This is a genomic window from Methylobacterium sp. NPDC097929 (assembly GCF_049543375.1).
GTDB lineage: Bacteria > Pseudomonadota > Alphaproteobacteria > Rhizobiales > Beijerinckiaceae > Methylobacterium.
Window position 1 is genome coordinate 40,664 of record NZ_JBMVEP010000003.1, and the last position, 14,946, is coordinate 55,609.

A 14,946-nucleotide genomic window follows, 5' to 3' on the forward strand; every position below is an offset into this window, starting at 1 on the left:
ATGGCTTTTCCGTTCAAGTCGGAAGGCTTCTGGGGTCCCCTGTTCCGCCGCCGCGACCGTGCGCGCATGGCCGTGGAGACGCCGCGCGCCGCGCGCCCGTCGAAGCGTCAACTCGTCCTGCATCTGAAGACGAAGGCCGGAAAGCTCTTCAACCGCGATCGACTGATTTTCGATCCGTTGGAGCCGCGCGTTCTTCTCAACTCCGACATCACCTATCAGATCGGTGCACCGACCGACGCTGCGACCGTCGAGCATCAGCTTCTCGTCAAGCTGATCCAGCGCGACGAAACGATCAACAGCACCACGAAGACGGTGCAGCGCATCCAAGTCTTCGATTACACGAATGGAACGCAAGGCACGAACCCGCTCCATACGTTCGGCATCATCGATGCGAGTTCAAACCAAGCCTACACACTTCAAGGATCGGGCGGCAAAGAAGCCATCACGGTCGATGCCGATTCCTTCAAGCTTCTCGGTAACACGCAGAAGCCGATTCTCGCCTTCACGGATCCGACGGGTGCCGGCGCGAGTCCGAACAACAATCTCGACAACACCATCTCCCTCCTGAACACGCCGACCGGCGCCGCGCGTTCGGGTGCGGAGTTCAAGCTGACGGGCGTCAATTCCGGCGAGATCGCGTCCGGCAAGTTCGCGGGTCATTTCTCGAACGTCGCCAACCTCGTCGGTGCCGCTGCGGGCGACGACACGCTGACGGTCGGCGCGAGCGGCAGCCTCAGCGGAACGTTCGGCGGCGGCAAGAAGAGCCTCCAGCTCGACATCTCGTCGATCGTGGCGGGAAGCATCGACGCGACGCTGTCCGGCAGCGGAAGCAGCTACACGCTGGCCAAGACCAGCGGCTCCTCGGCGGCGACCTTCGGCAGCCTTGCCTTCACCGCGCCGACCACGAGCCTCGGCGTGATCCTGGGCAGCGGCGACGACACGCTCCACCTGGCCAGCCTGCCGCCCGCCCCCTCCTTCACGATCAGCGGCGGCGCGGGCGCGGACAGGATCGTCTTCGACACCGATCTCAACGCAGCGTCCGGAAATCTCGCCGTCACCTTCGATGGCGGCGCGGGCGACGACAGCATCGCCGTATCGGCCAACCTGAGCGCGCTGGCGGGCGATCTCGGCATCGTCTTCAAAGGCGGCGAGGGGGCCAACACACTGAGCGTCGCAACGGGCAAGACCCTGTCGGCCAGCGGCCAAGTCACCATCGCGGCCGACGCGACCGTGACGCCCGTCCTCACCACATCCGGACTCGATCGTTCCGGCAGCGCGACGGCGCAGATGGCTGTCACCGTCAACGACGGGGCCGTCATCCGCGGAACCGGCGTGAAGGTTGCCGTCCGCAGCGACATCGCGATCGCCGATACGGCGCCGGCCGACACCTCGACCATCAGCGTCACCGCCAACGGGCTCGCCGGAATCACCCTCGCCGGTACGGTCGATGCGGGGACGGGCGACGCTGTCCTGACCACGGACGTCAACAACGCCGTCACGCTGACCTCGACCCTGACGTCGCAGCTCAAGAGCGTCACGCCGAGACAGACCAACAGCTCGACGATCGCCGTCGGTGCCAAGGGGGCGGTGAACGGCGGGACCGTGAAGATCGCCGCCAACACGGTGGCCAAGGTCGACGTGAAGGCCATCGGGCTCGTTCTGCCCGGCGTCCTGACGGTGACCGACGCCGCGGCCGGCACCTTCGATAAGGTCAAGAGCGCGATCAAGGGCGAGGGCAGCTTCAGCGACATCTTCACGCCCGCCGAACTCGCAGCCAAGGCCCTGATCAAATCGGTCGAGACGACAATCAACAACACGACGCAGGTGACGGTCGCTCCGAGTGCGGTGAGCACAGACCCGCGGATCAAGCAGACCGGCCCCGGCACCATCGCCGGCAGCGATCCTGCCCTCGCGCTCCAGATTTCGGCCGACGACAAGACCGACTCGACGATCACGCTCGTCGCACGGGATGCCACGGCGGTGCCGGGGTTCCAGTTCGACGACCCGGCGCTCGACGCTGCGGCGAGCGCGGCCGCGAAGGCCGCGGCCGCCATCAACATCCTCAACGTGTTCGGCCTGACCGGCACGCAGACCGTCACGCGCCTCACGAGCGTCGATCTCGGCGTGCCGGCCGCCGGAAGCCTTCCCGCCGGCGCGCCCGCCGCGGGCGATATCGCCCTCGTGTCGGCGCAGGGCGCCGCCGGGATCCATGCCGCCAATGCCGGTAGTCTGGCCGTGCGCATCCGCGCCGCCACCGACGCGACCGATCCGGCCAACCCGGAGACGGGCCTCGTCGCGGGCGACGGCGAGACCGACAATTCGCTGCCCGCGCCGATGAAGGCCGGTGCGGCCCAGATCAACGTGAACGATACCGTGCGGGTCGCCGTGCGCGGCGTGTCCGTCGCGGCCGCGTCCCTAGCCGTCGCGGCCACCAACGACACCACGATCGAGTCGCGCGCCGTCCAGGCCCGCAACCTGCTGACCGGCTCCACCAAGGCCGTCGTCGAGACGGCGCGCCTGACCGCGACCGGCGGCGCCATCTCCGTTGTCGCGATGGATGCGACCAAGGCGCAGGCCATCGTCGAGCCGATCCGGACCGACACCCTCGAGGAGGAGAGCGACGCGGAGGAGACGAAGCGCGAACTGATCGGGATCGCCCGCAGCTCCGCCGTCAACACGGTCGAGCGCGACATCACGGCGACCGTCACGGATTCGGTCGTCACGGGCGCGCAGGGTGTTGCGCTGACCGCGCAGAACGCCCTCGACCTGACCACCAACGCGAAGGCCGTCGTCGCGGCGAGCAAGCTCGGCGTGGCCGGCTCCTACGCCGTCAACATCGTGCTCGGCAGCACCACGGCGACCGTCCGCGGCGGAAGCATGAGCGCCGCGACCGGCGACATCTCCGTCAACGCGTCCGACGTGACCAACATCGATTCACGGGTGCAGACCTCGGTCGGAGGTGAAAGCAAATCCGGCGGCACGGCCATCGGCGGTGCGGCGGCCTTCAACATCGTCGGCTACCGGCCGGACGGCCTGACCGGCAGCGACAAGCTCGCCGACAAGGTCGTCGGGATGGCCATCGACGCCATTCTCGGCAGTGGGTTCTTCACCTTCGCCGCCACCCAGGCGACCCGTGCACGGATCGAGGCGGCCACCGTCGCGGCAACGGCCGGCGGCGTCGGAGTGAAGGCGATCAGCGCCGGCACGGTGAACGCCACGGTCAGCAACACCGTGACCGTTTCGACCCCGGAGCAGTCGCGTCTCGACGAAGCGAAGGCCCAGGCGACGCGCACGGCGATCAACAAGGCCCGGACCTTCCTCGGCAAGGCGACGCTGAGCAGCGAGCCGGGCGCGGTGACGAGCGCGGGCTCGCGCAGCATCGGCGGCCTGATCGCGACCAACCGCATGAACCGTTCGGCCACCGCCGAGGTGATCAGCGGCGCAACCATCACGAGCGGGGGGGAGCTCGGCGTCCGCGCGACGGACCTGTCGACGATCAACGCCAACGTGAAGCTCGTGGCGTCGAGCCAAGCCGCCAGCGACGGCGGACTGCCGACGAAGCAGCCGCAGATCCAGTCCGACTACAAGCTGAGCGCGAGCCAGCCGGTGGCGATCACCCTCGGCCAGCGCGTGGCCGTCGATTTCTCGACCCTGCTCGGCGAGCAGGCGATCAAGACCGTCAGCACCCTCGACGCGATCAAGTCCAACCTGCCGTCGACGACGAAGCAGGCCCAGAGCGGCACGACGCCGGGCAAGGCTCCGACGCTGAAGGCGGTCACGACGGGCGATGTGGTCCTCGTGAGCCCCGGCCATCCGGCCGGCAGCGGCGAGGTCGGCTCCTATTACCGCTACATCAAGACGCCGACCGCACCGGCGACGTCGGATTCGATCGACCTGTCGAAGGAGAACTTCACGGGCCCGAGCTGGGAGCTGATCGGCGCGAAGGGTGACGTTTACGCCTATATGGGCGCGGATCGCACCGCCGCGAACAAGCTCGACCTCAAGACGGCGACGTTCTCGAATCGCGATCTCTGGCGCCGGGTCAGCGAGACAGAGGCCGCGCCGGCCAACACGACCGGATCCGGCGGCACCTCGGCCGGCGGCATCGTCGTGCGCAACGAGATCAAGGGCGGCGTCACCGCCGCGATCAGCGGCTCCACCGCCACGACGAAGGTGAATGGCGGCGTCGTGGTCGCGGCCGAGCGCGGCGCGACGATCACGTCGAAGGCCGATGCCACCGTCGAGGCGATCGCCACGATCCGGGAGCAGACCGGCGAGACGGCCGAAGGCACGGCCGGCAGCGGGACGGCGAGCACGGTTCCGGGTCAGACCTCGGCCTTCGACAAGTCCAGCACGTCGAATTCGAGTGCGCTCGCGATCAACGCGGTGATCGCGACCAACACCATCCAGTCGGCAGCCGACGCCTCCATCACCGATTCCGAGGTCACGACCGCGGGCGACGACGGCGCGGTCGCGGTCGAGGCGAAGACGACCGGCTCGATCGAGGCCGAAGTCCAGGCGCAGATCACCGCGCTGTCGAGCGGCCCCTCCGGTACCGAAGACGCCGCGGCCGATCCCGCCGCCGGCGGCTCGACCGGTGGCACTCCGACGCCGACGACGGGATCGGGGCAAACGACCGCGCCGACCACCACGGCACGGGCGGGCGGCATCCAGCTCGCCTTCAACGCGATCGGCTACGAGAGCAGCAATCTCGGCTTCGACACCCTCAACGCCCTGGTCGGGACCAATCTCGGTAACCCGGCGACGGCGCAGGCCAGCGCGCGCATCACCAACACCCGGGTCACGGCCACGGGCGCGGTCAGCGCGACGGCCGAGTCGGCCGGCACGATCGCCTCGACCCTGAGCAACGAGGTCACCGCCGCGGCCAAGGCCGCGAGCGTCAACTCCCTGGCGGTCTCCGGTCTCGTTGCGATGAACCGCGTCAGCGGCGCCGCCGAGGCGGTGATCGATGCCCGGACCAAGACGGTCTCGGGCACGGACGTCACGGTGTCCGCCACCGATACGGTCGGGATCGAGGCGGAGACCGCCCTGGCGGCCTCGGCGTCGTCCGAGAAGACCGGCTCGGTCAGCGGCCTCGGCAAGAACGCCGAGGCGCTGCTCGGCGAGTACACCTACACCACCGCGTCCGGCAGCCGGCAGGTCAAGTTCGGCGAGAAGATCCGCCTCAGCGACAGCTGGGCCGGCAAGGGCGAGAAGGGCGCGGTGTACCAATACATGGGCGCCGACTTCACCGCCGCCGAGGATCTCGGCAACACGGCGCGGGACTTTGCCGACTTCGCGCTCTGGAAGAAGCTCGACGCCACCAACGTCGTGCCGGGTGCGACCGGCGGCTCGGCCGCTCCGACCGGAAAGATCGCGGCGGCGAAATCCTCGGCGATGGCTCTCGGCGGCATCTTCGCCCGCAACGACGTATCGGGTCAGGCCAAGGCTTGGATCGTCAACACCGCCGTTCAGGCCACCGGTGACGTCAGCGTCAGCGCGAAATCGGAGGCGTCCATCAACGCCACCGACGAGAGCGAGGTCGAGGCCGAGGGCGGTTCGGCCGCCAACGGCGTGCTCGTGTCCAACAACGTGCAGAACGGCGCGCTCGCCTACGTCAAGGACAGCACCGTCACGAGCGAGGACGGGGGCGTCAGCGTCTCCGCCGAGAACACATCGACGATCGAGGCGAGTGCGGCCGGGTCCGTTGCCGGCGAAACGACGGCGGTCGGCTTCACGCTCGCCTTCAACACGGTCGGATTCCGGCAGCAGAACCCGCTCTTCAACGCCGTCGACACGATCGTCGGCGATCCGCTCATCGCCACCGCCACCAACGGGGAAAACCCGGCCGGCGCCAAGGCCTACATCACCGCCTCCACGGTCACGGCCAAGCGCGACGTCTCCGTCACCGCCGACAGCCAAGCCAAGATCACGGCCGAGGCCGGCAACAAGGCCGAGCAGGCCGATTCCGAGGAAACCGTCCACAAGGCGGAAACCGGTGCGCGCGGGATCTCCGCGGGCGCGGTGCTCGCCATGAACAAGGTCAGCGCCCGCGCCGAGGCGTTCATCGGCGCGGAAACCGTCGCCGCTCAGGCTCCGGCTCAGACCGCCGCCACCGTCGCCTCGACCGATGGCGCCGTGACCGTTTCGGCCAAGAACCAGGCCGGCATCGAATCGACCAGCACGATGATCGGTGCGTCGTCGGTCTCCGGCAGCGTCGCCGAACTGGCCAAGAAGGCGGTCGCCACCGCCCTCAACATCTACGACTACTCCTCGAAGTCCGGCACCAAGGCGCTGAAGGCCGGCGACCGCGTGCGGCTGGCGGCCGATTTCACCGCGCCGGCCGGATCGAGCTCGAACACCGACGCCAAGCGGACCGAGGAGCCCACCCTAAAGGGACGGGTCTTCATCTTCGTCGCGGCGTCCGATGCCTCGGTCGATCTCGCAACCGAGGATTACACCAACGCGGCCCGTTGGTTCGCGGTCGATGACGGGGCCATCGTGTCCACCAAGCCGACGGCGACCGGCACGACACCCGGAACCACGACCGGCGACACCCTGGACAAAGACACGACCACCATCAAGACGGCGGAAGGCACCACGACGATCACGCGCCAGAAGGCACGGTACACGTCGAACGGCGGCTTCCAGGACATGATGGCCGGCCAGGGCGTGCTGCTCTCGAAGACCGACACCCTCTCGAAGGGCGAGAAGGGCACGATCTACATCTGGCGCGGGGCGGACAACACGCGGGTCACGCTCCACGGCGAGGACTACACCAGCGACAACTGGATTCCGGCTGCCGCGAAGACGGTCATGCCGAAGCTCGATACGGTGGCCAACCCGCCGGCGCCGCCGACGCCCGCCGCGGGCTCGACGGCTCCGACCCCGACCGCCCGCACGCCCGGCTCGTCGTCCAAGGCCTTCGGCGGCCTCATCGTGTTCAACGAGGTGACCGGCGGCGCGGGCGCCCGCATCACCGATGCCACGGTCACCTCCGCTCTGGACCTGACGGTCCATGCCGCGGATGCCGCCGACATCTCGGCCACCCTCCTCAGCACCGTGACGTCGTCCGGCGGCACCTCCTTCCAGTCGAAGACCGGCACGGCCGGCACCAGCGGCGGCACCGGTGGCGGTACGCTCATCGCGGCCAACGGCATCGCCGCCACCAACGTCGTGCGCGGCGGCGCCGATGCCAGCGTGCTGCGGTCGACGGTGGAATCCACGACCGGCAACCTCGAAGTCAGCGCCGAGAACGAATCCGGTGTCGATGCGCGCATTCGGGCGTCATCGACGACGTCGGGTGGCCAGGGGGTGTCCGGCGCGGTGACGCTCGCGTTCAACTCGGTCGGCTACGAGACCCAGAACCTGCTCTTCAACGCCATCGACACGCTGATCGGGCAGTCGGCCATCTCGGGAGCCTTCGGCGGCGAGATCGGCGCGGGCGCCAAGGCGACGATCGTTCAATCCTCGGCGAAGGCCGGCGGCGACCTGACCGTCTCGGCGACCTCCGCCGCCAAGATCAACGCGACCGTCAGCAATGCCGCGACCTCCTCGGCCGATGTCGCGATGGTCTCGGGCGGCGCCGGCACCGGCTTCGGTGTCGTTCTCGTCTCGAACAAGGTGAGCGGCAGCGCCGTCGCCCTCATCGACAACACCGGGGTTACCCGTGACATCACGGCCGGCGGCGCTCTGGCCGTCACGGCGACGGATGCGGCCGGCATCACCTCGAACGTCCAGATCGTCACGAGCTCGACCGTCACGAAGAGCGACGGCGGTGCCGTCACCAATCAGTCCAAGCTCAACAAGTACCTGCCGTCGGACTTCTCGACGAACCCGAACGAGGTTCAGTCGGCCACGATCCAGTCGAACATCGTCAAGAACCGCGCCGACTGGGCACCGGCCGAATTGCTGGCCTTCGAGGAGAAGGTCACCGCGCAGATCACCCGCGTGAAGGGGCTGATCGAGGAGCTTCAGGCCGGCCCCGCGACGCTGCTCAAGCAGGTCGAGACGAAGCTGCTCGAACTCAGGGCAGGCAAGGTTACCGCGGAATTCCTGGACAAGATCAACAAGACCCTCGTCGATGGGCTCGAGGGCATCGATCTCACCAAGATCCCGAGCACCGACCAGACCGGACTCGCGACGCGGATCACAGCGGCGGCCGGCGCGCTGTCGGCACCCTTGGGCGACGAGGCCGCTGCCGACGCGGCGCGCCTTGAGGCGCTGAAGGTCGCTGCCGAGGCGGCGCGCCTCGGCTATCTCGACGAGGCCGCGCTGCGCAACAGCGCCGACCCGGCCGAAAAGAGCGTCGGTCAGTTGATCCGCCTGCAGGTCGCCGTCGATCGCGCGGTCATCGAGACCGCCGGCAAGATCCTGGAGCTGAAGGACGGCCTGAACAGCTTCCTGAAGCCGTTCGGCCTCAGCACCGACAGCATCGGCGCGATCGACCTCTCGGCCTACGGCCAGCTTCCGAAGACCGCGAACGCGCAGGACGTCACCTTCGGCACGCGGGTGCGGATCGCGGACGGCTATGCCAAGCCGACCTACAAGGCCGGACAGGGCGAAATCACGGTCAAGACCGGCGAAACGATCGAAGATTTCTCGGGCAAGATCTACAAGTATGTCGGCGCCGACGTCCTGGTCGAGATCAGCTCGAGCGACCCGGATTTCACGGATGGGGCGAAGTGGAAGCTGATCGCCGACAAGTCCAGCGCCTACAAGGCCGGCGACATCTTCATCTACATGGGCGGCGACGCGAAGATCGACCTCGCGGCCACCGACTACACCAACAAGCTCCTCTGGAAGCGCGCTCTCGAGTCCAACTTCATTCCGGACGGCCTGAAGCTGCCGACCACCGGCACGGGAACGGGGACAGGAACCGGCACGACCACGCCGGCCCCGGCCACGGCTTCGACCGAGACGGTGGCACCCACGGGCGACCCGTCGGCCAACAACGCTGCCAAGACCGGTACGGTCGCGGCGCAGCCCTCCGCCTCGCTCGCGATCGGCGGCCTCGTCGTGCTCAACAGCGTCCACGCGGACGCCGTCGCGCGCATCACCGGCGTCACCGCCGAGGCGGGCGGCACGGTCACGGTTCAGGCGAGCGAGACCGCCACGATCAAGGCGACCGCCGACAGCGCCGCCAACGTCAAGTCGGCGAGTTCCTACAAGCCGACGAGCGGCACCGGCACCCCTGCTCCGGCCCCGACCACGCCGGCCGATCCCTCGACGGACCGGACGCTCGGCACGAAGAGCCAGCCGACGAGTCTCGCGCTCGGCGGCATCATCGCCACCAACGCCGTTCTCGGCACGGCGCGGGCCGAGATCGTCGACAGCACCGTCACCGGCGGCGGGATGACCGTCGATGCGACCAACACCGCCACCATCGACGCCACGGCCAAGACCGCGACCTCCAGCGACCAGGGCGCGGTGTCGATCACGCTCGCCTTCAACACCATCGGCTGGAAGGAGCAGAACGTCCTGTTCCGCGCCGCGGATACGATCACGGGGCAGCCGCTGATCGCCGCCGGCAGCGGCAACGACGCCGACCCGTCGGGCGCGCGCGCGCAAATCCTGCGCAGCACCGTCACGACGACGGACGCCAGCGGCACGCTCGCCGTAACCGCGCGTTCGGACGCGTCGATCAACGCCCAGCTCACCAACAAGGCCAGCGCATCGCAGGCGGTGCTCAAGGATGCGAGCGCCTACGCGATCGGCTTCGCGCTCTCCGGCAACCTCGTGAATTCCGAGGCGGTGGCGCGGATCGACAGCAGCAACGCGGCCGGCACTGCCATTGACCCGACGAAGACGCTCGACGCCGCCGGCGCGGTGACGATCTCGGCGACCAGCAACGGCAGCATCACCTCCCTGAACAACCTCTCGGCGATCGCCAGCCTCACCAAGCCGAGCGTGCTGCAGGACTTCGCCGACAAGATCCTCGGCAACTATACCTACACCACCGAATCGGGCTCGAAGACCGTCACGTTCGGTGACATCGTGTTCGCGAAGGTCGGTGGCGTCGAGAAGCTCTACGTCTATTTCGGCGACACCAAGCTCGTCTCCGACCTGAAGACGGAGAGCTACACGGAGGCCAATGGCTGGCGGGAGAACAATCTTCGCGAATTCGTGAAGTTCCTGCCGCCGGGCGTGCTCAACCTCGGCGACAGCAAGGATGTCGCCGGCTCGGCGACGCCGCCGGCCAACAACGCGAACACCACCAGCGGCCAGACCCCGTCGAAGCCCTACGCCGTCGCCGTCAGCGGCATTCTCGTGACCAACGACGTGCGCAGCGCCGCCACGGCGACGCTCACCGGCATGACCGTCGTCAAGGCCGGCGACATCAGCGTCCAGGCGGAGCAGAAGGGCGCGATCACCGCGACGGTGAACAGCAAGGTCGAGTCGAAGCTGAAGCCGGGCACCAAGGCCGGCGACAAGCACTCCGTCGCGGCCCAGGCGGTGATCGCCTCGAACGTCGTGATGGGCGCGAGCACCGCCACGATCGACCGCAGCCCGCTCGGCGACGCGGCCGCGAACACGACCGTCGGCAACGTCGCGGTGGGCGCCCGCAACACCGGCGCGATCACCGCCACGATCGACAGCACGGTCGATTCGAGCGAGACCGCCGTCGGCATCACCGCCGCCTTCAACAAGATCGGCAGCCCCAGCACCAACGCGGTGTTCGACCTCGCCGAGTTGCTCGTCGGGATCGATCTCGACAGCCAGATGACCAAGGGCGGCCAGTTCGCCGCGACCGCCTCGATCTCGGGCCAGCCGATCAACGCCATCGGCAAGGTTTCGGTGGAGGCTCTGTCCAAGGCGACGATCAACGCCACCATCGAGAACGCCGTCACCTCGATCGGCTCGGCCGCGACCACCGTCGGTGCCGTTGCCGGCTTGAACTTCGTGCGTGTCGGCACTTCCGCCACCATCGCCGACGTGACGAGCCTCAAGGCGGCCGGCGGCGTGGCCGTCAACGCCCGCAGTGCGTCCACCGTCGACGCCGTGGTCAAGGCTCCTGTCACGGCGGTGGTCTACAACATGCCCGACACGAGCGGCGCCTCGGGCGGCACCAACACCTCCGGTAACACCGGCAATACGGGCAACACCGGCGGGACCGGCACCGCGACGACCACGCGCTCGATTTCCGTCGCCGCGAGCTTCGCCCGCAACACCATCCTCGACGTCGTGCTCGAAGCCGGCCTCGACCGGATCGGCGACCTCACGGCGAGCGCGGGCGATGTCAGCGTCACCGCCGCCAACACCGCCACCATCACCGCGAAGGTCGCGGCCACCGCCATCGCCGTGCTGCTGAGCACCGAGGACGGCAAGAATCTCGGCGTGTCCGGCAGCGGCGCCTTCGGCGTCAACACGATCCTCGGCGGCGTCGAGGCGCGGATCGCCGACAGCCGGATCACCGCGTCCGGAAGCCAGGCTCCGAGCGTCACCGACGGCCAGGGCAACATCACCGTCTCCGCCAAGAGCGCGGCCACCATCACGGCTTCGGTCGAGGCCGCCGCGGCGGCCGTCATCGTCGGCAAGGGCACGGCCCAGGCGGTGGCGATCGGCGTCTCGCTCGCCTTCAACATGATCGGTTACAACCTCAGCCTGATCCCGGTCGATGGCACCAGCAGCCTCGCGGCCGACAAGGCGCGCTCGCTCGACGTCAAGGCGAACGTCACCAAGTCACGGCTGGCGGCCGGGCGCCGGGTGTCGGTCGAGGCCGAATCGGGCGGCCGGATCGAGGCCCGGACCCTCGCCACCGCCATGGCGGTCGGCGTTTCGACGGGCGGCAGCTCCGGCGGCTCCAGCACCGACGGCAACGTCGCGCTGTCCGGCGGCGGACTGTTCGTGCGCAACAAGGTCGTGACCTCGGCCTCCGCCGTCATCGACGGCACCGGCAGCAGCGACGACGCGGTCACCTCCGGCGCGGGCGGGATCAACGTCTCGGCCACGGACACCGCCGTCATCCGGGCGACCTCCGTCGCCCTCGGCCTCTCGGCCAACCTGAGCGCGGATGCGAGCAACACCGCCTCGAAGTCGACCCTCGCCATCGCCCTGTCGCTCGCCGACAACTCGATCACCAGCGAAGTGGCCGCGCGGATCACGCAGGTCGCCAATCTCGCGACCCTCGGCGACGTCGCCGTGGCCGCGAACCGCAGCGCCGACATCTTCGCGCAGACCTACGCCGCCGCCGTCGGCGCGCAGGTCTCCTCGAAGGGCGATGGCGCCTCGGTGAGCGGGGGCGGCGCGCTCTCGATCAACACGATCAAGGGATCGACGATCGCCGAGATCACCGATTCCAAGGTCGGGGACAGCGCCAATGGCGGCGCCAAGGTCGGCAGTCTCTCTGTCTCGGCCACGGACAGCGCCAAGATCGCCGCGCTGTCCGGCGCGGCCGCGATCACCCTCGCCGGTTCGGCCGACGGCAAGGCGACGGGCGTCGCCTTCGGCGTCTCCGCCGCGCAGAACGTCATCGGCGGTTCGGGCACGGCGGTGCGGGCCACGGTGGCCGGCACGCCGGTGCGGTCCACCGGCGCCGTCGGCGTGCGCGCCGAGTCCAAGGCCGATATCGATGCGACGACCGTGACGGTCTCGGTCGGCGTCTCGGGCAGCGGGACCGGTGACGCGCGCACGGCGAGCCTCGGTGGCTCGGGCGCGCGCAACGCCGTCAACGTCGCCACCACGGCGGAGCTCTATGCGGCGGACGGCGCGTCTGTCGCCATCGAGGCGGGCAGCCTCGCGGTGTCCGCCAAGAACGCATCGACCATTTCGTCGGATGTCGGCGCGGCCTCGGTGGCCGGCTCGTTCGGCCAGGGCAAGTCGGTCGCGGTCGCCCTCGCGGCCAGCGTCGCGATCAACGAGATCGGCGGCAACGTCACGGCGACCGTGAAGAACGCCGACGTCACGACCCTCACCGGCGGCGTGACCATCGACGCGACGCGGCAGGGTACCATCGAGACGCGCGCCGCAGCGGCCAGCGTCGCGGTGAGCGCGAGCGCCGACAAGAGCATCGCCGTCTCCGGTGCCGGCGTCGCCGCGGTCAACAAGATCAACAGCAGCACCACCGCCACGGGCCAGAACGCATCGATCGACGCGAAGGGCGATGTCGCCGTCTCGGCAAGCAGCAGCGCCACGATCAAGTCGCTCGTCGTCGGCGCCGCGGCATCCATCGGCGGCGGGGCCGGCGATGGCGGCGCGGGCGCGCTCGGCATCTCCATCGCCTATAACGAGATCGGTGCCTGGACCGCCTACGACGAGTCCGCCCACACGCTGAGCGAGGCGCCCGCGCTCGGGAGCCGCGCCAACGTCTCGGCCACCCTGGTGGGCAGCCGCGTCACCACGACGGGGGCGCTCTCCGTCGCGGCGAGCGCCAACAACACCATCACGACCGACATCGTCGCGATCGCGGCCGGCGTCACCGTCGCGGGCGGCAAGGCCGGCGCGGTCAGCGTCGGCGGCACCTTCGCGATGAGCAATATCGGCCTCGCGGTCGCGGCCTCGATCGACGGCGACAAGACCGGCGCGACGCCGGGCTTCCAGGCTGCGAGCGCCACCGTTTCGGCCCAGGACATCTCGACCATCACGACGCAGGCGCTCTCGGCGAGCCTCTCGCTCGCCGCCGCGTCCGGCAACGCCGTCTCGATCGCCGTCGGCGGCAGCATCGCGCTCAACTCCATCGCCAACGATGTCTCGGCGAATGTGAAGAACGTCGGTCGCGGCCTGCAGACCGTCGGCGCGATCCTCATCTCCGCCAAATCGGCGGGCGCCATCACGGCGAACGCCGCCTCGGCCGCCATCGCCGTGGCCGCATCCGGCTCGAACGCCGTTCCCGTCAGCGCGGCGGTGACCTTTGCGCGCAACGTCATCACCACCAGCACCCGTGCGCAGGCGAGCGAGAGCACGCTGACCACGACCGGCGCGGGCGGTACCATCAGCGTCAAGGCCGAGGCCTCGGCCGCGATCAACGCCGCGATCCTGGCAGCGTCCCTGGCCGCGGGCGTCGGCGGCAGCAATGCCGCGGGCGTCGGGCTCGGCGCCGCCATCGCCGAGAACCGCATCGGCGTCTGGTCCTCGACGGGGACCGATGCGAACACCAGCTACGCCCTGGCCAACAACGGCGGCACCGTCGTCGAGGCGTCCCTGACCCGCGTCGGCGTCGATGCGAAGGGCGCGCTGAGCGTCGAGGCGACATCGAAGAACGTCATCAAGGCGAACATCGCGGCGATCTCGGCGGGCCTCGCGGGCGGCGGCTCGAATGCCGTCGGTGTCAGCGGCGGCGCCACGGCCGTCATCAACGCCATCGGTGTCACCACGCAGGCCTTCATCGAGGGCAACGGCGTGGGCGGCAACGCGATCGAGGCCGGCGCCGTGACCGTGAGGGCGGCCGATACCTCGAGCATCACCGCCAACGCGCTCACCGCCGCGGTCAGCGCCGCCTTCGGCGGCTCGAACGGCGTCGCGGTCTCGATCGGCTTCGCGCTCGCGCTCAACACCATCAACGCGGCCACCCGGGCCAGCGTGAACAACGTCGGCGACGGGATCGACGCCGGCACCGGTGCCGTCCTGGTCGATGCCCTCAGCAACGCGACCATCACGGGGACGACGACCGCGGCCGCCGTCAGCATCGGCGGCGGCGGATCGGGCGGCATCGCCATCGCCGGTGGCGGTGCGCTCGCCTTCAACACCATTCGCCCCGTCACCCGGGCCGTGATGGCCGCCAGCACCATCACGCAGAGCGGCACCGTCACCGTGACCGCCGCGGCCACGTCGAAGATCTCGGCTCTCGTCGCGGCGGCCTCCCTTGCCGTCGGCGTTGGCGGTTCGGCCGGCGTCGGCGTGGCGATCGGCGTGGCGATCGCCGCCAACCAGATCGGCGACTGGACGTCGTCCGGCGAGGGACGCAACCGCGTCGATACCGCCGCCGCGACCCAGGGCTCCGTCGTCGAG

Annotated in this window: 1 protein-coding gene (running past one end of the window); it reads left to right on the top strand. The window is 69.4% G+C overall.

Annotated elements, in window-relative coordinates; genetic code table 11:
- Window positions 1-14,946 carry the start of an LEPR-XLL domain-containing protein gene (locus tag ACPCJR_RS10540; RefSeq protein WP_423479146.1) on the top strand. It continues 31,149 nt past the right edge of the window, so 14,946 of the gene's 46,095 nt are visible here — the first part of the coding sequence; its start codon is at window positions 1-3; its stop codon lies beyond the right edge, outside the window.